This window comes from Allobosea sp. LjRoot9 (genome assembly GCF_964252745.1).
Taxonomy (GTDB): Bacteria; Pseudomonadota; Alphaproteobacteria; order Rhizobiales; family Beijerinckiaceae; genus Allobosea.
This window is the reverse complement of sequence record NZ_CAXUPC020000009.1, coordinates 167,670-187,198: the sequence shown is the minus strand read 5'-3', so window position 1 is coordinate 187,198 and position 19,529 is coordinate 167,670. Positions and strand designations below refer to the sequence as shown.

General features: G+C 65.2%; 18 protein-coding genes. 11 read left to right on the top strand and 7 right to left on the bottom strand.

The genetic code is table 11. The features are described from left to right. Positions 1–12 precede the first annotated feature (12 nt). The 4 genes from ACSQ3P_RS26345 to ACSQ3P_RS26330 are packed head-to-tail and all read right to left on the bottom strand — an operon-like array spanning position 13 to position 2,943. Complete coding sequence (locus ACSQ3P_RS26345) at positions 13–792, bottom strand: amino acid ABC transporter ATP-binding protein (RefSeq protein WP_436168426.1); 780 nt, start codon at positions 790–792, stop codon at positions 13–15. 3 nt (positions 793–795) lie between these two features. Next, positions 796–1,461 carry a GntR family transcriptional regulator gene (locus ACSQ3P_RS26340; protein WP_436168425.1) on the bottom strand — a complete coding sequence of 222 codons (666 nt, stop codon included), beginning with the start codon at positions 1,459–1,461 and terminating at the stop codon, positions 796–798. A 46-nt stretch (positions 1,462–1,507) separates the two neighbouring features. Beyond that, positions 1,508–2,203: an amino acid ABC transporter permease gene (locus tag ACSQ3P_RS26335; RefSeq protein WP_436168424.1), complete on the bottom strand. Its 696-nt coding sequence runs from the start codon at positions 2,201–2,203 to the stop codon at positions 1,508–1,510. Between the two features lie 50 nt (positions 2,204–2,253). Continuing rightward, on the bottom strand, positions 2,254–2,943 hold the full coding sequence (locus ACSQ3P_RS26330; RefSeq protein ID WP_436168423.1) for a transporter substrate-binding domain-containing protein: 690 nt from the start codon (positions 2,941–2,943) through the stop codon (positions 2,254–2,256). Between ACSQ3P_RS26330 and ACSQ3P_RS26325 the strand changes: the two genes are divergently transcribed. The 11 genes from ACSQ3P_RS26325 to ACSQ3P_RS26275 all read left to right on the top strand — a co-directional run bounded on the left by ACSQ3P_RS26325 (position 2,942) and on the right by ACSQ3P_RS26275 (position 15,114). Beyond that, complete coding sequence (locus ACSQ3P_RS26325) at positions 2,942–3,346, top strand: hypothetical protein (protein WP_436168422.1); 405 nt, start codon at positions 2,942–2,944, stop codon at positions 3,344–3,346. The genes ACSQ3P_RS26330 and ACSQ3P_RS26325 overlap by 2 nt on opposite strands. 441 nt (positions 3,347–3,787) lie before the next feature. Then, positions 3,788–4,975, top strand: a complete 1,188-nt coding sequence (locus tag ACSQ3P_RS26320) for an ABC transporter substrate-binding protein (RefSeq protein WP_436168421.1) — start codon at positions 3,788–3,790, stop codon at positions 4,973–4,975. Positions 4,976–5,034: 59 nt separating this feature from the next. Beyond that, entirely contained in the window at positions 5,035–5,907 is an 873-nt protein-coding gene (locus tag ACSQ3P_RS26315; RefSeq protein ID WP_436168420.1) for a branched-chain amino acid ABC transporter permease, read from the top strand. Between the two features lie 156 nt (positions 5,908–6,063). Beyond that, positions 6,064–7,050 carry a branched-chain amino acid ABC transporter permease gene (locus ACSQ3P_RS26310; protein ID WP_436168419.1) on the top strand — a complete coding sequence of 329 codons (987 nt, stop codon included), beginning with the start codon at positions 6,064–6,066 and terminating at the stop codon, positions 7,048–7,050. Beyond that, on the top strand, positions 7,047–7,817 hold the full coding sequence (locus tag ACSQ3P_RS26305; protein WP_436168418.1) for an ABC transporter ATP-binding protein: 771 nt from the start codon (positions 7,047–7,049) through the stop codon (positions 7,815–7,817). The genes ACSQ3P_RS26310 and ACSQ3P_RS26305 overlap by 4 nt, the downstream gene beginning before the upstream one ends. Further along, positions 7,810–8,550: a branched-chain amino acid ABC transporter ATP-binding protein gene (locus tag ACSQ3P_RS26300; RefSeq protein WP_436168417.1), complete on the top strand. Its 741-nt coding sequence runs from the start codon at positions 7,810–7,812 to the stop codon at positions 8,548–8,550. Before ACSQ3P_RS26305 ends, ACSQ3P_RS26300 begins: the two co-directional genes overlap by 8 nt. Positions 8,551–8,624: 74 nt before the next feature. Further along, the gene (gene nac, locus ACSQ3P_RS26295; RefSeq protein ID WP_436168416.1) at positions 8,625–9,593 is read left to right on the top strand and encodes a nitrogen assimilation transcriptional regulator NAC; all 969 of its coding nucleotides are present in this window, start codon (positions 8,625–8,627) and stop codon (positions 9,591–9,593) included. Positions 9,594–9,783: 190 nt separating this feature from the next. Next, positions 9,784–11,847, top strand: coding sequence for a hydantoinase/oxoprolinase family protein (locus tag ACSQ3P_RS26290; RefSeq protein WP_436168415.1), 2,064 nt, complete (start codon positions 9,784–9,786; stop codon positions 11,845–11,847). An 11-nt stretch (positions 11,848–11,858) separates the two neighbouring features. Next, positions 11,859–13,574 carry a hydantoinase B/oxoprolinase family protein gene (locus ACSQ3P_RS26285; RefSeq protein WP_436168414.1) on the top strand — a complete coding sequence of 572 codons (1,716 nt, stop codon included), beginning with the start codon at positions 11,859–11,861 and terminating at the stop codon, positions 13,572–13,574. 18 nt (positions 13,575–13,592) lie between these two features. Next, positions 13,593–14,396, top strand: a complete 804-nt coding sequence (locus ACSQ3P_RS26280) for an SDR family oxidoreductase (protein ID WP_436168413.1) — start codon at positions 13,593–13,595, stop codon at positions 14,394–14,396. 16 nt (positions 14,397–14,412) lie between these two features. Further along, positions 14,413–15,114, top strand: coding sequence for an HpcH/HpaI aldolase family protein (locus ACSQ3P_RS26275; protein ID WP_436168412.1), 702 nt, complete (start codon positions 14,413–14,415; stop codon positions 15,112–15,114). 49 nt (positions 15,115–15,163) lie between these two features. On the opposite strand, the gene ggt is transcribed toward ACSQ3P_RS26275, so the two are convergent. From ggt to ACSQ3P_RS26260, 3 genes are all read right to left on the bottom strand, one after another. Beyond that, entirely contained in the window at positions 15,164–16,759 is a 1,596-nt protein-coding gene (ggt, locus tag ACSQ3P_RS26270) for a gamma-glutamyltransferase (RefSeq protein WP_436168411.1), read from the bottom strand. Between the two features lie 106 nt (positions 16,760–16,865). Then, complete coding sequence (locus tag ACSQ3P_RS26265; RefSeq protein WP_436168410.1) at positions 16,866–18,452, bottom strand: ABC transporter substrate-binding protein; 1,587 nt, start codon at positions 18,450–18,452, stop codon at positions 16,866–16,868. A 99-nt stretch (positions 18,453–18,551) separates the two neighbouring features. Continuing rightward, a complete protein-coding gene (locus ACSQ3P_RS26260) occupies positions 18,552–19,274 on the bottom strand; it encodes a GntR family transcriptional regulator (RefSeq protein ID WP_436168409.1) in 723 nt (240 codons plus the stop codon). Positions 19,275–19,529: the final 255 nt, after the last annotated feature.

Genomic DNA, 19,529 nt, shown 5'->3' with positions numbered 1-19,529 from the left:
GCTACGCTGCCTTCAGTGCTTCAAGAGCCGGTTCAGGAAGAGCGCCAGGCGCTCGGTGGCCGGGCGGTTGAAGATCTGGTCCGGGCTGCCTTCCTCGGCGATCCGGCCCGCATCCATGAAGACGACGCGGTCGGCGATCCTTTGGGCGAAGCTCATCTCATGGGTGACGCACAGCATCGTCATGCCCGAAGCGGCCAGCTCGCTCATCGTGTCGAGAACCTCCGAAATCATCTCTGGGTCGAGCGCCGAAGTCGGCTCGTCGAAGAGCATGATCCGAGGCTGCATGCATAGCGCCCGGGCGATGGCCGCGCGTTGCTGCTGACCGCCTGAAAGCTGTGAGGGATATTTGTGAGCCTGCTCGGCGATGTGAACGCGGGCGAGATAGTCCAGGCTGCGCGCCTGCGCCTCCTGGCGCGACAGCCTGCGCGATTCCATCGGGGCCAGCATGCAGTTCTGCAGGATGGTCAGATGCGGAAACAGATTGAAGGATTGGAAGACCATGCCGACCTCGCGGCGGATCGTTCCCAGCGTTTTGTCGGCGAGTTCGACGCCCTCGACAGTGATCGTGCCGGATTGGTGGCGCTCCAACCCGTTGATGCAGCGGATCAGCGTCGACTTGCCGGAACCGGAGGGGCCGCAGATCACGACCTTTTCGCCGCTCCGGATCGTCAGCGAGACGTCCTTGAGGACGTGCATCGCCCCGAACCACTTGTCGATCCCGGCCAGCGCGATAACCGGGTCGGATAGGAGGGCTGTGTTGGGCCTGCGGTTGAGCACCATCGATTCCGCCATCGGTTAAATGTCCCCAGGTGCCAATTTGAGAATGCGCTCGCCCTCACTGGTGCAGTGATGCTCGCAAAGGCGGGCGGCGAGGCGCGGCTTGCGTCGCAGGATCGCCTCGACGATCGGGCGATGGTGCTCGATCACGATGCTCATGTCGGCTCTTGGGGTGTAGGTCGAGCTGATGAACATCCGAACCTGCTGCTCGACCATTCTGTAGTGGTTGAGCAGGCGACCATTCTTCGAGAGCTCGACGATGCAGCGATGCAAGGCGAAGTCGCGGCGCATGATCTCGGCGACGTTCTCGTTCCGGCGGGCCGCGTCGAAAAGCTCCTCGCCGGCCCGCTCCAGCCGCGCGGCACCGTCAGTGTCGAGCTGCTCGCTTGCAAGACGCGCCGCCATGGATTCGAGGCTGCCGCGCAGGGTGTAGATCTCCCATATGTCGCGCGGCTCGAAATTCGCGACCGACCAGCCTGTATACGGCGTCAGCACGACGAGGCCGTCGCTGCCGAGCTGATGCAGGGCGATACGCACCGTGCCGCGCGAGACACCGAACTGCTCGGAGAGTACGATCTCCGTCAGCCGTTCGCCGGGCTTCAGAGCGCCGGTCAGGATCGCTTCCTTCAGGGCATCGGCCGCCATCTGCTCGGCCGGCTGCCGCTTCAACGCCGTCAGTGCCATCGGCGCGCACCCCGGGCCGGCTGATCGGACACAGTCTCATAGGTGGTCATGCGGCAGCTCCGTAAAGGCCCATGCGCCCTTTGGCGAAATGGCGCTCCAGCGCACGCTGGATCACGCCATAGGCAAGCGCCAGACCGAGATACCAGATCGCCACCACCGCGATCACTTCGAAATACTTGAAGTTCGCGCTGAACAGGTTCGTGCCGGTCCCGAAAATTTCCGGAATGGCGATGGTGAACAGCAGCGAGGTGTTCTTGATCAGGTTGACGATCTGGTTGCCGGCCGGCGGGATCGCAATGCGGACGGCCTGCGGCAGGATCACCTTCAGCATCATCGATTTGTAGGTGAGGCTCAGCGCCTGGGCCGCCTCGCGCTGGCCGCGATCGACGGACTGAATGCCGGCCCTGACGATCTCGGTCATGTAGGCGCCCTCATTGATGCCGAGCGCGATGATGCCGGCGGCATAGGCCGGCAGATTGATCGCGCCATCGGTGAGCGCAGGCAGGCCATTGTACCAGAACACGATCTGGACCAGCACCGGAATGCCGCGGATGGTCTGGACATAGCCACGCATGATCGGGCGCAGGACCGGGATGGGCGAGGTCAGGATCACCCCACCGACCGTCCCGATCACCACCCCGATCACCATGGCGGTCACGGCGACCACCACGACGATCAGGGCCGGCTCGAAGAACCGCGTCGAGAAGAGCAGGCCTATGAAATAACCGACGTCAAAATGCATGAATCAATCCGCTCCAATGAACCCGCTTTCCGGAGGCCGCGTTCCGGCGCTCAATCGCCGCCCTTGCGGACGTCGCCATCGGCGAGGTTCCATTTCGTCAGGATCTTGTCATAGGTCCCGTCGGCCAGAACCTGCGCAAAGGCTGCGGAAATCGCGCCCTGCGTCCCCGTCTCGCCCTTGCGGACGACGATGCCATTGCGATTGCGCGGGGTGCCGGGCCCGCGCCCGCTCAGGACCGGGCTGGCCTCGGCGAAATCGTTCGGGCGCAATTGGATCAGGTTGGCGGCCACAGGCCAGTCGACATAGGCGACGCTGACGGATTTCTTGGCGACCTCGTTCATCGCTTCGATCTGGTTGCTGAAGACCTTCAGCACCATCGGCCGGGCGGCCGGGCACTCCTCCTTGACGCGCTCGAGCGCGGCCATCTGGGTCGTGCCGGCGGCGATCGCGGCCGAGTAGCCGCAGACGTCCTTCTCGGTCTGGAAGGTCAGGCCGCTCGTCTTCTGCGTCACCAGGCGCAAGCCTCCTTTGAAGACGGGAACGAAATCGAACATCTCCTTGCGTGGCTCGGTGATGCCGACCTGCGAGGCGATGATGTCGAATTTCTTCGCGATCAGCCCCGGGAAAAGGCCCTGGAAGGCCAGGTTCACGATCTTCGGCTTCAGGCACATGCGCTCGGCCAGCACGGAAGCGAGCTCGGGATCGAAGCCCGAGGGCTGGTCATCCCTCATGAAACCCATGGGCGGCGCCGTCAGCGCCGAGCCGATCGTCAAGAAACCAGGCTCGACGAGGTTTGGCGGTACTGGGAGGCATGCAGCCGACGCCAAGGACGCCGACATCAAGGACGCCGAGGTCAGCAGGGCTGCAGCAACGGTCGCGCGGACACTCAAGATGACGCCGAAGGAACTCATGAACCCCTCTTTTGATTTTTGGCGGAGCGGCGGGATCGCGACGGATCGGCCCTGGAGCCTTCCGCAGCGAGCCCGGCTGCTGCTTATTTGCGGCATGGATGATTGTCAGCAATCATCCATGCGCATTTATGGGCAACCCCTTCACCGTGTCAAGCCGCGGCGCAGCAGGTCGCCAGGCCGCCCGTCTTTGGGGGCGCGGCGAGCCGTGCGGATCTCTTCAAACTGGCAATGATGGGCTGGCCGGGGACATTCACAGCCGCCTCGGACGCTATGAGATGGGTCGGTCCAACCCCCAGGCTGGAGCATTTTCGAGCGAAGTGGGCACCGGTTCGCGTGAAGAAAACGCGTTAAAACAAAGCGCAGGAGCTATTGAACGATCCAATCAGATCGGAAATTGCTCTGGCGAGCTGCCGCGCCTGCTCGATGCCGGAGAGGCTGCCGCGCGCGACGCGGACCCTAGGATTTATCGTCGCGCCTCGCCGCGCCATAAAGAAACGCTATGGCGGCAGAATGCAGTTGTGGTTCCCAGAGCGAGTCCGCCGAACCTAGAATTTTCTCCCATCGGGCCTGCAAATCGCGCCCGATCGGGTCGGATCGTTGCGTGCATGCGACGAAGCCGGTTCCGGCTAACCGCGACGCGATCGCGGAACACGATCAGGGAACGGAGTCGATCATGGCCAACACAGTTCACCGCAGGGCCTTCGGCCTTCTCGCATCAGCGATCTGCCTTGCCGGCGCGCCAGTCTTCGAGACCTCCGCACTGGCGCAGGACAACAGCATCCGCCTCGGCATCGTCGCGCCGATGAGCGGCCCCAATGCCCGCTACGGCGCCTTCTCGCTGCGCGGCGCGCAGCTTGCCGCCAAGGACATCAACGCGGCTGGCGGCATCGATGGCCGCAAGATCCAGATCTTCTCCGCCGACAGCCAGGGCACGCCGGTCGAGGGCGTCTCGGCGACACGGCGCCTGATCGACCAGGACAAGGTCGATTTCCTGATCGGCGACGTGTCGAGCTCCGTGACGCTGGCGATGCAGCCCGTCGTCGAGGATGCCGGCGTCCTGCTGATCAACGCGGCTTCGTCGAACCCCAAGATTACGTATGCGGCGGGCGTCGGCGGCTTCAAATGGAGCTTCCGCAACTATCCCACCGATGAGAACCGCGCCCTGATCGTTGCGCAATATGCCGCCGAGAAGCGCGGCTTCACCAAATTCGCCGTGCTCTCGGTCGACAGCGATTATGGCCGCTCGGCGATCGAGTTCACCAAGAAGTACCTGCCACGCTTCAAGGGCCAGATCCTGACCGAGGACTACTACAAGGAAGGCGAGGTCGATTTCCGCAGCGTGCTGGCCAAGATCCGCGATTCCGGCGCTCAGGCGATCATCATGTACGGCCTTGCCGACACCACGCCGATCGTGGCGCGGCAGATGACCGAGGTCGGGCTTGCCGGCAAGGTGCCGCTGATCGGCAATGGCGAGTTCAACACCGAGAAGACGATCAAGTCGGCGCCGAAGGCGCTCGAAGGCGCCGTCGAGGCTGCGGCCTGGCTGCCGGGCTGGGACAGCCCCAAGAGCAAGGGCTTCGTGGCCCGGTTCGCGGCCGAATATCGCGAGGCGCCCAACAACCACGCTTATGTTCACTGGGAGACCGTCAACCTGCTCGGCAAGGCGGTCGAGGCAGCCAAGAGCGCCGACCGCGCCAAGGTCCGCGATGCGCTCGCCAAGATCAAATACGACAGCGCCGTGGGCGAGGTGACCTTCGACGACCACAACCAGGCCAAGCTGCCGATGATCCTGTTGCAGATCGAGGACGGCAAGCCGGTGGTCAAGGGCGCCTATTCCGCCGATATCGACTATCCGCGCTGACCGTCCCGCGCGGGCGCAAGGGCGCGGGGGTAAGCGCGCGGGCTTAAGGGGAGGTCGAGATGCTGTTCCAAATCTCAGAGCAGATCGTCAACGGCATCGTCACCGGGGCCGTCTACGCCCTGGTCGCCGTCGGCATGACGATGATCTTCGGCGTCCTGCGGGCGATCAATTTCGCCCATGGCGAATATTACATGGTCGGCACCTTCGGGGCCTGGGTCGCGATCGAGTATTTCGACCTGCCTTATCCGGTCGCCATCGTCGCCGGCGTCATCGCCACGGCCTTTGTTGCTCTGGTCATCGGGCAGTTCGTGATGCGGCGCATGGTCGGGGCGCCGGCCGAGGCTGGCGTGCTGGCGACGCTGGGCATCGCGCTCATCCTTCAGAACATCGTCATCCTCCTCTTCGGCGGCGGCTACAAGTTCTTCGAAGGCGGCTATATCGAGCCCGTCACCATTCTGGGCGTATCGCTTGCCGAGCAGCGCCTGCTGATCATCGCGGTCGCCGTGCTGGTCTTCTTCGGGCTCGAGCTCCTGGTTACCTATAGCCGCATGGGCAAGGCGATGCGGGCCGTGTCGCAGAACGTCGAGTGCTGCGCCGTGGTGGGCATCGATGTCCGCAAAGTCGTCGTGACGACCTTCGTCCTGGGGGCGGCGCTCGCCGGCCTGTCAGGGGTGCTGACCGCCCCGGTCAATGTCAGTGTCTATGGCGGCATGGGCGAACTGATCACCTTCAAGACGCTGCCGATCATCATCATGGGCGGCCTTGGAAATGTCCGCGGTACCTTCTTCGCCGCGATGATCCTGGGCATCGCCGAGAGCCTGGTCGCCACCTATGTCGGCCTGCAGTTTCGCGACACGGTCGGCTTCGCCACGCTGATGCTCGTGTTGATGTGGCGCCCGCACGGGCTGTTCTCCGCTCAAGCCCGTTACTGACCTAGAGCCGGATGACTTCAGACGGAATCACGGAGTGATCCCATCTGAAGTCTGAATCCGTCTCTCATCAAAGAGTTAGAGCAGGATGCGAAAACCGGTTCCCACTTTTCGCATCCTGCTCTGGCGGCCCCCAGCCAATCTGTCCGAGGATCGACGATGTCGCTGAACGAGAGCTCGCTTCCGCTGCCTGGCCGCGACCTGAGGCTGCCCTTCGGGCTCGCCGTCGTCGTCCTTGCCTGTTGCGCGCCGCTGCTGCTTGGCAACTACGCGCTGCATGCGGTGATCATCTCGCTGATCTTCCTGCTGCCGGCCCATGGGCTCAATCTGCTCGTCGGCTATACCGGCCTGCTATCGCTCGCGCAGGCCGCCTTCTTCGGCGTCGGCGCCTATGTCTCCGCCCTGATGGCGGTGCATTGGGGCACGCCATTCTACGTCAACCTGTTCGGCGCGGGTCTCGTTGCCGGGGCGCTGGCGCTGCCGCTTGGCATCCCGGCTCTCAGGTTGCGCTCGACCTCTTTCGTGATGTGCACGCTCGGCTTCGTCATCATCGGGCAGGCGGTTGCCAAGAACTGGATCAGCCTGACGCGCGGCGACATGGGGCTGTCGGCCATCCCCAAGCCCTATTTCGCGCTCGGGCCGGCCTCCTTCACGGTCTCGGGGACGGTCGGGTTCTACTATCTCGTGCTCGCCATTGCCGCCCTGGCGACCTTCGCCGTCTGGCTGATCGTCAGCTCGCCGGCCGGCCGCAACATGGTGGCGATCCGCGAGAACGAGACGCTGGCCGAGTCCGTCGGCGTGCCGACCTGGCGCTACAAGCTGGTCGTCTTCATGATCAGCGCGGCCTTCGCCGGGCTCGGCGGCAGCGTCTACGCGCATTATCTGACCGTGGTCAGCCCGCTGACATTCCAGATGTCGAATTCGACGCTGATGCTGATCATCGTGCTCGGCGGCGGGCCGGGCACCATCTCGGGTGTCGTCTTCGGGAGCCTGCTCTTCGTCGGTCTGTCCGAGGCGCTTCGCATCGCTCCCGAGCTGCGGATGGTGGCCTATGGCTTCTGCCTGCTGGCGCTAGTGTTTTGGTTTCCCAAGGGCTTTGCGCCGCTGATCACTCGCTTCTGGACCATGCTCAGGGGGCGCTCATGACCGGTCTACCGATATTGGACATCACTGGCCTCAGCAAATCCTATGGTGCGATCCGCGCCGTGGACGGCGTCGATCTGCAGGTCCATCGCGGTGAGATCTGCGGGCTGATCGGACCCAATGGCTCGGGCAAGTCGACCTTCTTCGACTGCACATCCGGCCTTGCTCGCCCCAATGCCGGCTCGGTCAGGCTCGATGGGCAGGACATCACCGGCTGGTCACTGAATCGCATCGCCCGGGAAGGCCGCATGCTGCGGTCCTTCCAGAAGACCGTCACCTTCGGTGCGCTCGACATCGAGGAGAACCTCGTCATCGCCGGCCAGATGTTCACCTTTCCGAGCGTCGCCTCGACCTTCGGGCTCGGCGCCCGCTCGCGCGCCCGGGTCGACGGCCTGCGCCAGCGTGCGCGCGAACTCATCAGGCTGTCGGGGCTCTGGGATGTCCGCACCCAGCCGGCGGGCAATCTCTCGGGTGGCCAGCAGAAACTGATCCAGTTCGCCTCGATGCTGATGCCCGAGCCCAAATTGATCCTGCTCGACGAGCCGATGGCGGGGATCAATCCGAAATTGATCGAGCGCGTCGTCGAGGCGATCCGCTACGCCAATGAACAGCTCGGCGTCAGCTTCCTGGTGATCGAGCACAACATCGACGTCATCACCAGCATTTGCCAGCGCGTCGCCGTGCTCGACCAGGGGCGTAAGCTCGCCGAAGGCACGCCGGCTGAGATCATGCGCAACCAGGCGGTTCGGGAGGCCTATCTCGGTGGCTGAGACCAGTCTTTCGATTGCGGGCCTGCGTGCCGGCTATGGCTCGCTGGACATTCTCAACGGCGTCGATCTCGACGTGCCGCAGGGCCAGTTCGTCGCGCTCCTGGGCCCCAATGGCGCGGGCAAATCGACCCTGCTCAAGACGCTCTACGGCATGACGACCATCAAGGGGGGCGCCATACGCTGGCAGGGCCGGGACATTGCCGGGCTGGCATCGCGCGAGATCCTGGCGCAAGGCGTCTCCCTGGTGCCCCAGGGCCGCTGCAATTTCCCGCTCATGACGATCGACGAGAACCTGCAGATGGCCGCCTACACCCTGCGCGACGCCAAGGTGAAGGCCGATCGCGACTATGTCTACGAGCTCTTCCCGATCCTCAGGAAGCGCCGCACGACGCTCGCCGGCAATATGTCTGGCGGCGAACAGCAGCTTCTGGAGGTCGCGATGGCTGTGCTCCAGCGCCCGCGCATCCTGCTGGTCGATGAACCCTCGGTCGGACTGTCGCCGGCCGCGATCGGCATCGTCTTCGACGAATTGCTGCGCATCAACGCGATGGGTCAAACCATCCTGCTCGTCGAGCAGAACACCAAGAAGGCGATGGAGGTGGCGCAGCGCGCCGTCATCCTGCGGCTGGGCAAGGTGATCTGGGATGGCAAGCCCACCGAGATCAGCCATGACGAGCTCGGCGAGCTCTTCATGACGGGAAAGATGCGTGGCGAGACGGATGTGCAGCACTGACGGCGGTGGCAGCCGGTCGGTTTCACGTTGCCGGGGAATGACCTAACCTCGCCCCCGGGGAGGCGGCCGGGCCGATGAGTGTTGATTTCAAGAAGTTGAAGAGCTTCGTGAAGGTGGTGGATGCCGGTAGCGTGTCTCGCGCCGCTGGCATGCTGCGCACGGCTCAGCCGGCGCTCTCCCAGCAGATCGCCGCGCTGGAGAGCCATTTCAAGCACAAGCTCCTGATCCGCAGCAATCATGGCATCGCGCCGACCGAAGCCGGGCTGATCCTTTACCGCCATGCCCAGCTGCTGCTGAAACAGGTCGAGCAGGCGCGGATCGATATCGAACAATCCTCGCGCTCGGTTGCAGGCCGTGTCTCGATCGGGCTCGCCACCTATTCGGCGTCGAGCGCGCTGTCGCTGCCGCTGCTCAAGGCGATGAAGACGCGCTATCCCGACATCGTCGTCCATATCAATGACAGCTTCGGCCATGTCCTGAGCGAGCTGATCATGACCGGCAAGATGGATATGGCGGTCATCTATGGATCGAGGCCGATCAAGGGCGTCGTGCTGCACCCGCTGTTCCGCGAGGAGCTTGTCCTGGTGTCGCCGCCGGGCGCCGCCATCGGGACGGTTGAGGGGGAGGCGCTCCCGCTCTCGGCTCTGGCCGAGGTCGACCTGCTGCTGCCGAGCCGAGGCCATTTCCTGCGCCAGATGATCGACGAGTCGCTTGCGCGCGCTCGTGTCGCGCCGCGCGTCTCCGCCGAGATCGAATCCGTTTCGTCGCTGGTCGCAGCCGTCATGGACGGTCTGGGTTCGACGATCCTGCCCGGGTCTGTGGCAGCCAGCGCCGCAGGCTTTCGCGGCGCCGATGTCCGGCCACTGATACGGCCCGCGATGACGGCTACGGTTTCCCTTTGCGTGTCGGACCATCTGCCGATGTCCGAGCCCGCGATTGCCGCTCGCTCCGTGCTGATCGAAATCGTTCAGGCCTTGATCCGGGAGGCGCCCTTCGGGTTGAAATCGGCTGGCGAGGCCGAGCGTTCCCAGGCCGCACCATAAACGTCGCACCATAAACGTCGCGCCATAAACGTCGCGCCATAAACAAAGCCTATAGCGGCAGACCGCAGTCCTGTTGGCCAGCTGCGCGTGGCTGGCTCTACCCTTCCTGGGTCGTCGCGGTGAACGGCTTGGCGGTCGCTTCGCTGGCCGCAACCTCCGCGACCTCCGCAAGGCAGGCTCAGAGGACATCATGGCCAAGCTGGCATTCGACACCGGTGGAACCTTCACCGATTTCGCGCTGCTCGACGATGCAGGCGAGGTGCATCTGCATAAGGTGCTGAGCACGCCGTTGAACCCGGCCGAGGCCGTGGTTCAGGGCGTTACCGAGCTGCTGGAGGCGTTCGGCGAGGTTATCGACAGGGCCAAGCTGCAGGTCCTGGGCGCCACGACGGTCGTCACCAATGCCGTGTTGGAGCGCAAGGGCGTCGAGACCGGCTTCGTCGCGACCGCCGGCTTCCAGGATATGCTGCGCATCCGCAACGAGGGGCGCTACGATCTCTACGATCTCAACCTGCGCTATCCCGACCCGCTGGTAAGCCGCGCCAACAGCTTCGGCGCCCGCGAGCGCATCGCGGCCGATGGTGAAATCGTCACCGAGCTGGACGAAGATACCGTGCGCGAGATCGCCGGGCGGCTGCGCGAAAAGGGGGTCCGCTCGGTCGCGGTCTGCCTGCTCCACGCCTATAAATACCCAGCGCATGAGCAGCGGGTCGCTGCCCTGCTGAAGGACGAATATCCCGATATCTTCGTCTCGCTCTCCTCTGAGGTCTGCCCGGAGGTGCGCGAATTCGACCGCGCCTCGACGACGGTGGTCAACGCCTATACGCGGCCCCAGATGGCCGGCCATGTCGCCCATCTCCAGCGAGAATTCGCAGGGAAGGGCATCGATCGGCAGGTGCTGTGGATGACCTCCTCGGGCGGTCTGGTTCCCAGCCAGCGCGCAGCCGAGCTGCCTGTGCGCCTCATCGAGTCCGGCCCTGCTGCCGGAGCTGTCGCGGCCGCCGAGTTTGGCCGCATTGCCGGGGAGGGCAGCGTGCTCTCCTTCGACATGGGCGGTACCACCGCCAAGCTGTGCCTGATCCCCAATGGCGAGCCCACGGTCGGCACCGATCTCGAAGTCGCGCATTACCAACGTTTCCGGAAGGGGTCCGGCTTCCCCCTCAAGATCCAGTCGATCCAGATGATCGAGATCGGCGCGGGCGGAGGCTCGATCGCCGTCAAGAACCCGCTCGGATTGCTCGATGTCGGCCCGCGCTCGGCGGGCGCCTTGCCGGGGCCGGCTGCCTATCAGCGGGGCGGTACCGAGCCGACCGTCACCGACGCCGACATCCTGCTCGGCTATATGGGGACGGAATCCTTCGTCGGCGGCTCGTTCAAGGTCTCGAAACAGGCCGCCCATGATGCGATGGCGCGCCTGGCCTCCGATCTCGGTGTGAGCGTCACGCGTTGCGCCTGGGGCATCCATGATCTCGTCAACGAGTCGATGAGCAAGGCGGCTGCGATGCATGCGACCGATCTCGGCGTCGATCCCCGCTCCCTGCCCATGGTCGCCTTTGGCGGCGCCGGGCCGGTGCACGCCTATGGCATCGCGCGCAAGCTCGGCATCAAGCGCATCATCTGCCCGACGGGGGCGGGAGTGACCTCCGCGATCGGCCTGATCATCGCTCCCGTCGCCGTCGACCTGTCCGCGAGCTTCCCGATGGCGCTGACGGCTTGGGATGGTGCTGAGATGCGCAGGCTCCTCGGCGGCCTCGCGGTTCAGGGAGCGGAGGTCGTGTCCGCTGCCGGCGTGCCCAAGGAAACGATCGAGAACCGCTATACCGTGGACATGCGCTATGTCGGCCAGGGCCATGAGATCACGGTCGCGCTGCCCGACCTCGAACTGCAGCAAGAGGATTTCCTGGCGCAGCTCACGGCCAATTTCACCACGCTCTATCGCGAGCTCTTCGGCCGCACCGTCAACGCCGGCCTCGAGGTGATCACCTGGCGTTTGCGGGCTGGAGGCCGGAAGGGCAAGGTTACGCGCCCTCATGGCACGACGGCGGCAGAGGCCCTGAAAGGCCGGCGCGACGTCTATTTCCAGGAACTGGGCACGGCCGTCGAGACACCCGTCTACGACCATTACAGCCTGCCGGTCGGCGAACCCGTGAAGGGGCCGGCAATCGTCGAGCAGCGCGAGTCGACAGCCGTGATCGGCCCGAGCGGGACAGCCCATGTCGATGCGCATGGCAACCTCGTCATCAACATCCTCTGAGGGCGATTCCGATGTCCAAGACTTCGACGGCCAAGACTTCGACTGCCAAGACGCCGACTGCCAAGGCCGCCACGGATTTCAACGATCCGATCAATCTCCAGGTGATGTGGAATCGCCTGATCTTCATCGCCGACCAGGCCGATACGGTGTTGGGGCGCACGGCCTTTTCGCCGATCGTGCGCGAGAACCACGATTACGTCACCGTGCTGCTCGACAGTCGTGGGCGGGCGCTGGCTCAATGCACCTGGTCGATCCCGGTCTTCATCACCTCGCTGCCGGTTGCCGCGCAGACCTATTTCCTGCCGAAATTCCCACCGGAGACGTTGCAGGAAGGCGATGTGCTCGCCACCAACGATCCCGAGATCGGCACCGGCCATCTGCCCGACGTCACGATGATCACGCCGATCTTCAAGAACGGGACGATCGTCGCCTATGCCGGCTCGATCGCGCATCTGCCCGATATCGGCGGCGCGCCGCTGCATTCGGAAGCCAGCGACATCTATGAGGAAGGCATCCGCTTTCCGATCGTGAAGCTGCACCGCGCCGGTGTGCCCAACCAGGACGTCCTCGACATCATCGCAGCGTCCGTGCGGCTTCCGACTGAAGTGCTGGGCGACCTGGAATCCATGGTCGCGGCCAACAACGTGATGGGCCGCGAACTGGTGAAGTTCCTCGATGAATACAGCCTCGACGAGGTCGATGGTCTCGCCGACGCAATCCATTCGCGTTCGGAAGCCCAGATGCGCAAGGCGATCCGCGCCTGGCCCAATGGCCGCTATGAGGCTGAAGTCCTCCTCGACGGATACCATGACGACATCACGCTGAAGGCCGCCGTCATCGTTGCCGACGAGACGATCCATGTCGACTACACCGGCACGTCCGACCAGGTGCTGCACTCCATCAACTGCCGCACCAATTATCGCTACGCCCACTCCGTCTACGCGCTGAAATGCCTGCTCGATCCCGAGACGCCCAATAATGAGGGCTGCATCACGCCGGTCACGGACGAGGCGCCGCTCGGCTCGATCCTCAACCCCGAAGCCTGGACGGCGGGCAACTCCCGCAATCTCATCGGCCACGTCATCCCATCGCTGATCTTCAAGGCGCTGGAGGGCGTCGTCCCCGACAAGGTCATGGGCGATAGCGGCGGGGCGCCGATCTGGGCGGCCAATTGCGTCGGCCGGCGCGATGACGGTTCGCAATATGGCTCGGTCCAGAATTTCCATGGCGGCCAGGGTGCGCGCGCTGAACTGGACGGCCTGGATACGCTGAGCTTCCCCTCCAACTGCAAGGTCACGGCGATCGAGATGTTCGAGATCGCGGTGCCGGTGCTGACGGAGTGCAAGGAGCTGATCGCGGATTCCGGCGGGGCGGGGCAGCATCGCGGCGGACTCGGCCAGCGCGTCATCCTGCGCAATCGCGCCAAGGCGCCGATGAACATCTATCTCGCGACCGAGCGCGTGCGCCACCCTTGCTTTGGCGTCGTGGACGGACAGTCGGGGACGCCCGGCAAAGTCGCCAAGAATGGTGAAGCGCAGTTTCCGAAAGGCAAGGTGGTCCTCCAGACGGGCGATCGCCTCGAGGTCGAGACGCCGGGCGGCGGCGGCTGGGGACGCGCAGCGGCGCGCTCGGCCGAGCTGATCGCGCTGGATATTGCGGAGGGGCTTGTCAGCCCCGATGCAACGCGACGTATCTACGGCAAAGCCTTCGCGGCGGCGGCTGAGTAGGGCGAGTAGGGAGAGACCATGGCACTGCTCAAGGGCAAGATCGCGCTCGTCACGGGGGCCGGCACCGGGATCGGGCGTGAGAGCGCCATCCTGCTGGCGCGCGAGGGGGCAACCGTGGTGCTGACCGGACGGCGAGCCGGCCCGCTCGATGAGACCGCCAAGGTGATCGTGGACAATGGCGGACGGGCAGTCAGCCGCACTCTCGATATCGCCGACCGCAGCGCCATCGTCGCGACTGTCGCGGCCATCGAGGCCGAGCTCGGCCCGATCGATATTCTCGTCAACAATGCCGGCAGCGCCAGCAAGGTCCTGAATGCCCGCTTCCTGTCCGAAGAGGAGTGGAACGCAACGCTGAACGTCAACCTGACCGCGGTGTTCTCGCTGACGCAGGCGGTGCTGCCGGCGATGATCGCGCGTGGCGAAGGCACCATCATCACGGTTTCGTCGCTGGCTGCGCTCAATCCCAATCTGCTGGGAGGAGCGGCCTATGGTGCGGCCAAGGCCGGCGTGAAGAACTTCATGGGCTTCCTGCACAACACCTATCGCAACCAGGGCATCCGCGCGACGACGATCCTGCCGGGTGAAACCGACACGCCGATCATGAACAACCGCGCCCGGCCGCCGCTGGCGGGAGAACGCGCCATCATGCTCGACGCCCATGACGTGGCGCGCGCCGTCCTTCTCTGCGCCAGCCTTCAGCCAGGCGCGATGATCCCCGAACTGCACATCTGCCCGACGCGGATGCGCGACACCTCCGCCGATATCGAGACCGCGCGCTGGGTCGGCGCGCCCGACGACACGGCTGACAAGCCCACGCGCTGAGATCGAGGATAAGACGATGAACGGAGCCAAGCTGCGCGGCAAATTGAGCCGGGGCGAATGCGTCAGCATGCTGACGACACATCATCTCTCCCCCGGCCATGCCGTCAGGCTGACCGAGCTGGGCGCCGATGCGATCTTTCTCGATTGCGAGCACGGCACCTGGAGCTTCGAGGATATCCGCCTCACTGCCCAGGCGATCCGGGGCGCTGGCGGTGCCGCGATCGTTCGGCCGGACTGCCACCAGCGCTCGCTCCTGATCCGCTATCTCAACGCAGGCGCGGACGGGCTGATGGTGCCGATGATCGACACGGCCGAGCAGGCACGCGGCGTGGTCGATGCCATCCGCTATGGCTGCTTTGCCGATCACGAGAAGCGGCTCGTCATCGGCATGATCGAAACGTTGGAGGCGATCGAGGGCATCGATGCGCTGCTCGCCGTCGAGGGGATCGACGTCTTCTTCATCGGCCCCGGAGATCTCTCACAGAACATGGGCCATCCGCCCGCGCCGGCTTTCGGCCAGCCGCGCCCACAGGCGGTCGTCGACAAAGTCGCCGAGGCGGTCAAGGCGATCCGCGGGGCGGGCCGGGTGGCCGGCACATTGGCAACCGCCGATGAACTGCCGTTCTGGCGAGACCAGGGCGTGCAGTATTTCTACGTTCATTCCGACCCGTTTCTCCGGATCGGAATGAACCAGCTAGCCGGCTTGCTCGCGGGGTGACGCGAGCGCGCTTTCGAGCGAACGGGCATCCGTTTCGCTCGAAAACGCCCTAGATGCCGAGCGCGCAGCCGTCCTTGCGCGGGTCGGAGCCGCCGAGCAGCGTGCCGTTCTCCCAATCGATCCAGATCGCCTGGGCGCCGCCGATCGGCGTCTTGGCCGGCTGAACCTTGAAGCCCCGGCTTTCGAGCGCGGGCCCGCAGGACGCCAGTAGCCGGCCTTCGAGCTCGACGGTTGCGGTGCCGGGCAGCGGGAACAGCCGCGGCAGGTCGATCGCGCTTTGCAGGTCGAGGCCGTGGTCGAACAGCTTCGACAGGAAATGGGCATGGCCCATCGCCTGGTAATGTCCACCCATCACGCCGAAGGACAGGCAGACCCGGCCATCCTGCGCGAGCATGGCGGGGATGATCGTGTGCATCGGGCGCTTGCGCGGGCCGACGGCGTTCGGGTGGCCCTGTTCGAGCACGAAGCTCTGGCCACGATTATGGAGAAGCACGCCCGATTTCGGCGTCAGCAACCCGCTGCCATAGGGATGGAAGATCGAGTTAATGAAGCTGACCGCGTTGCGGTCCTTGTCGACGACGGAGATGTAGACCGTGTCGCGATGCTCGGCGCCGCCTGTCAAAGCCGGCAGTGGCGCGGTCGCGCGCGCCGGGTCGATCCGGGCGGCGAGTTCATCGGCAAGCGCGTCCGAGAGCAGATAGTCGACCGGCACAGGGCTGAGCGCCATGTCGGCGACGAACTGGTCGCGCGCGGCATAGGCCAGGCGCGTCGCCTCGACCTCGATATGCAGGTTCTCCACGGCGAGCGGGTCGGGCTTGGGCGTGAAGCGCTCGAGGATCTTCATGATCATCAGGGCGATGATGCCCTGGCCGTTGGGCGGGATCTCGTAGACCGTTCGACCGCGGAACTGCGTGCTGATCGGCGTGACGTATTCGCCGGCGGCCGTGGCGAAATCCTCCAGCGTGTGCAGGCCTCCAGCCGCCTTGAGATAGTCGACCGTCTCGGCGGCGATCTCGCCGCGATAGAAGGCATCCCGCCCCTCGCGGCCGATCGCCTCCAGGGTCGCTGCCAGGTGGGGCTGATGCTGGACCGTGCCGGCAACCGGAGCCTCGCCCTTGACCAGGAAGGTCGCGGCCGCATTGGCATCCCGCCGCAGCAGGTCGCGCTGGTTGCCGAGATCATAGGCGACGCGCGGCGTGATCGCGTATCCATCGCGGGCGAGCTTGACCGCCGGCTGCAGGATCTCGGCAAGCGGCATCCGGCCATGGTCCTTGACCAGTTGCGTCCAGGCGTCGATGGCGCCCGGCACCGTCACGGCATGGGGCGAGTGCCGTTCGAGCGTGGTGATTCCGGCCGCGCGGTACCAGTCGAGCGTGGCGGCGGCGGGTGTGCGGCCCGAGCCGTTATAGCCGCGGATATCGGTGCTGCCGCCCTTCGAGATCAGGGCGAAGCAGTCGCCGCCGATGCCGGTCGAGCCTGCCTCGACGACGCATTGCACGGCGCAGGCGCCGACGGCCGCATCGACCGCATTGCCGCCGGCGCGCAGGATGTCGATGGCGACGAGCGTCGCCGCCGGATGCGAGGTGGCGGCCATGGCCTCGCGGCCAATAGTGAGGGAACGTCCGGGAAGCTCGAAGTCACGCATGGCAGGCCTGATCTTGGTTGGCCGCAGGCATCGACGCCGACGGCAGTGGGTTCATCATGACGGGCTCGCCCGGAAGGCAGCGTTGCTGCCGTCCGGGCCTGCGTTGTCAGCCCTTGCGCAGATTGGTGAAGACGGGAACGCCGTTCAGCATGCCGGTCAAGCCCTTGCGATAGGCGACGGGCTGGAAATACTGCCCAGCCGGGACATAGGGCACATCCTGCATCGCCTGCAGTTCGATCTCGCGGGCGATCGCTTTCTGCTCTGCCAGAGTTGCCACCTCGAGCCAGCGGGCGCGCAGCGCCTCGATCTGCGGGCTTTCGGGCCAGCCGGGGCCGGCTTTGGGACCATTGCCGCGCAAGGGCGAGCTCGTCGCCGGCGAGCCGAGATCGAGGCCCGACCAGTAGGTGACGTAGCAGCTCCAGCCACCTTGCTCGATCGGGTTGCGATTGGTGATGCGCTGCAGGACCGTGCCCCAATCGGCCGCGACGAAGTCGACATTCGCACCGATCTGACGCAAGGCGTCGGCCGCAACATCGCAAACCAGCGAGATGCGCGGCACGTCCTGGGCCGCGAGGAAGACGATGCGCTCGCCCTTATAGCCCGCGTCAGTCAGCTCCTGCTTGAGCTTTCCGAAATCCTTCGGCCCTTTCAGTGCCGACGCCACGGCGTCCGACGCCATCGGCGAGTTGCTGGGAAAGAAACCCATGCTGCTGCGCTCGACCTTGGGATCGCCGCCGCAGACCGCGTCCATGCAGGCCTGCTGGTCGAGCGCCTTGAGGATCACGCGTCGGATGGCCGGGTTGTTGAACGGCGCCTGGGTATGGTTGAGGCGCAATTGGCCGGCCATGCCGGTCGCATCCTTGACCTCGACGACGATGTTGGGGTCCTTCCGCAGCAGCGGCAGCAGGTCGATCAGCGGCTGCTCGATCCAGTCCACGGCTCCGGTCTGGAGCGCCGAGACCGCGGTCGCGGCGTCCGGCATGACATTGAACTCGACGCGGTCGAGATAGGGCGTGCGCGGCCCGGCGGTGAAGCTCGGCGTCCCGTTGGGGCGCGGCACATAGCCTTGATGACGGGCATAGACATGGCGGGCGCCCGAGACGCGCTCCTCTTTGACATAGCGGAACGGGCCGGAGCCGATCGCCTCCGGGATCTGCTTGAACGGGTCGGTTTCGGCCAGGCGCTCGGGCATGATCGCAGCGACGAGCGCGCTTGGGCGCGCCAGCGCTGCTGGCAGCAGCGGGAACGGCTTCTTGAGCCGGAAGACGATGGTGCGGTCGTCAGGCGCCGAGAGCTCGTCGGTCACCGCCATCAGCGCCTGGCCGAAGGCATCGCGCGCGCCCCAGCGCTTGATCGAGGCGACGGCGTCGCGCGCCAAGACCTTGGCTCCGTCATGGAAGACCAGGCCCGGTCGCAGCGTCAGGGTCCAGCGCTTGCCGTCATCATCGACGACATGGCCTTCGACCATTTGCGGCTGCGGCTGCAGGGTCTCGTCGAGCCCGTAGAGCGTGTCCCAGACCAGGAGCGCATGGGTGCGCGTCGAATAGCCGGTCGTCCAGATCGGATCGATGATCGCAACGTCGGAATAGGGTACGAAACGCAGGGTCTTGGCGTCCTGCGCAAGCGCGACATGCGGCGCCGCGGGCAGGAAGGTTGCGGCGGCTGAGGCTTTCAGAAACTGGCGTCTGTCCATGTCATTCCCCTGTTATTGATGTGCTCGGCGTGCAGGCCGCTGCGGGCCCTTGTCGCGCCTGAAATCGGATCGCCTTGGCGAGTCCCTCCCGATATGTGGCTAAGGCAGTTGCAGTGCGCTCGAAGCCACTTGGCCGGCGCGGCGCGGCGTGCCGTTTGCGAGATTGCCGCTGCGCAGGAACTCGGCGAGGCGCGGCGCCGTGCGCATCACATGGTCGCGCATGGCCTGCTCGGCGAAGGCGGCATCACCCGTCTTCATCGCCTCGACCACGACATGCTGGGTCTGGGTGGCGGTGCGCGGCTGGTCGATATGGTGGAGCCAGACGCGCATATAGGGCTCGACGGCGATATGGAGCGCCGAGATCTGCCGCATGAGCTTCGGCCGGCCGCTGAGGCTGCAGATATATTCGTGGAAGGCCTGGTGATGGCTCAGCCAATCGCCGCCGCCGGCTTCGCCGCTGCGCTCCATCCGCTGGATGAAGCTGTCGAGTTCGGCCAGCACCGCGGCATCGACGCGCGGCATGGCGAGGCGGACCGCCAGCCCCTCGAGCACCGAGCGCATCTCGAAGCTCTCGAAGATCTCGTCGATGGTCAGGCCGGACACCACACAGCCGCGGTTGGGCCGGATCATGACGAGGCCTTCATTGGCGAGGCGCTGGAACGCCTCGCGCACCGGCATGCGGCTCATCGCCAGCTCCTGCGCGATCGTCTCAGGGATCAGCCGCTCGCCCGGCTGATAACGCCCGACGCGGATGGCCTGGAGAATCGCGAGATAGGCCTCCTCCTGCGCCGTGGCGGCGGAAGGTGTCCGTCCAAAGCTCATGGACTGGCTCCCTGCGAGAGCGCCGCCAGGGACGGTAGCACTCGATTGCATCACTGTATCCAGTGATGCAATCGACGGCGAAAGAACGCAAGCGCCCGGCCTGCTGCAATGCTGCGCAAGAGCGCTTGAACTTTTGGCCTGTCTGTTTGAGCTGCCTTCAGCGCGAGCCGTCGGGTGCCGGTCGTGTCGTGCGTCGGGTGTTGCGGCCGGGCCTTGCTGTGCCGCTGCGCGGCTTGTCCGGGATGACGGAGTGGT

Excerpts from the sequence above, each read along its gene's own strand:
- ACSQ3P_RS26345 (WP_436168426.1), bottom strand. The coding sequence starts at position 792 with ATGGCGGAATCGATGGTGCTCAACCGCAGGCCCAACACAGCCCTCCTA.
- ACSQ3P_RS26340 (WP_436168425.1), bottom strand. The coding sequence starts at position 1,461 with ATGGCACTGACGGCGTTGAAGCGGCAGCCGGCCGAGCAGATGGCGGCC.
- ACSQ3P_RS26335 (WP_436168424.1), bottom strand. The coding sequence starts at position 2,203 with ATGCATTTTGACGTCGGTTATTTCATAGGCCTGCTCTTCTCGACGCGG.
- ACSQ3P_RS26325 (WP_436168422.1), top strand. The coding sequence starts at position 2,942 with ATGGGCGGCGCCGTCAGCGCCGAGCCGATCGTCAAGAAACCAGGCTCG.
- ACSQ3P_RS26330 (WP_436168423.1), bottom strand. The coding sequence starts at position 2,943 with ATGGGTTTCATGAGGGATGACCAGCCCTCGGGCTTCGATCCCGAGCTC.
- ACSQ3P_RS26320 (WP_436168421.1), top strand. The coding sequence starts at position 3,788 with ATGGCCAACACAGTTCACCGCAGGGCCTTCGGCCTTCTCGCATCAGCG.
- ACSQ3P_RS26315 (WP_436168420.1), top strand. The coding sequence starts at position 5,035 with ATGCTGTTCCAAATCTCAGAGCAGATCGTCAACGGCATCGTCACCGGG.
- ACSQ3P_RS26310 (WP_436168419.1), top strand. The coding sequence starts at position 6,064 with ATGTCGCTGAACGAGAGCTCGCTTCCGCTGCCTGGCCGCGACCTGAGG.
- ACSQ3P_RS26305 (WP_436168418.1), top strand. The coding sequence starts at position 7,047 with ATGACCGGTCTACCGATATTGGACATCACTGGCCTCAGCAAATCCTAT.
- nac (WP_436168416.1), top strand. The coding sequence starts at position 8,625 with ATGAGTGTTGATTTCAAGAAGTTGAAGAGCTTCGTGAAGGTGGTGGAT.
- ACSQ3P_RS26290 (WP_436168415.1), top strand. The coding sequence starts at position 9,784 with ATGGCCAAGCTGGCATTCGACACCGGTGGAACCTTCACCGATTTCGCG.
- ACSQ3P_RS26285 (WP_436168414.1), top strand. The coding sequence starts at position 11,859 with ATGTCCAAGACTTCGACGGCCAAGACTTCGACTGCCAAGACGCCGACT.
- ACSQ3P_RS26280 (WP_436168413.1), top strand. The coding sequence starts at position 13,593 with ATGGCACTGCTCAAGGGCAAGATCGCGCTCGTCACGGGGGCCGGCACC.
- ACSQ3P_RS26275 (WP_436168412.1), top strand. The coding sequence starts at position 14,413 with ATGAACGGAGCCAAGCTGCGCGGCAAATTGAGCCGGGGCGAATGCGTC.
- ggt (WP_436168411.1), bottom strand. The coding sequence starts at position 16,759 with ATGCGTGACTTCGAGCTTCCCGGACGTTCCCTCACTATTGGCCGCGAG.
- ACSQ3P_RS26265 (WP_436168410.1), bottom strand. The coding sequence starts at position 18,452 with ATGGACAGACGCCAGTTTCTGAAAGCCTCAGCCGCCGCAACCTTCCTG.
- ACSQ3P_RS26260 (WP_436168409.1), bottom strand. The coding sequence starts at position 19,274 with ATGAGCTTTGGACGGACACCTTCCGCCGCCACGGCGCAGGAGGAGGCC.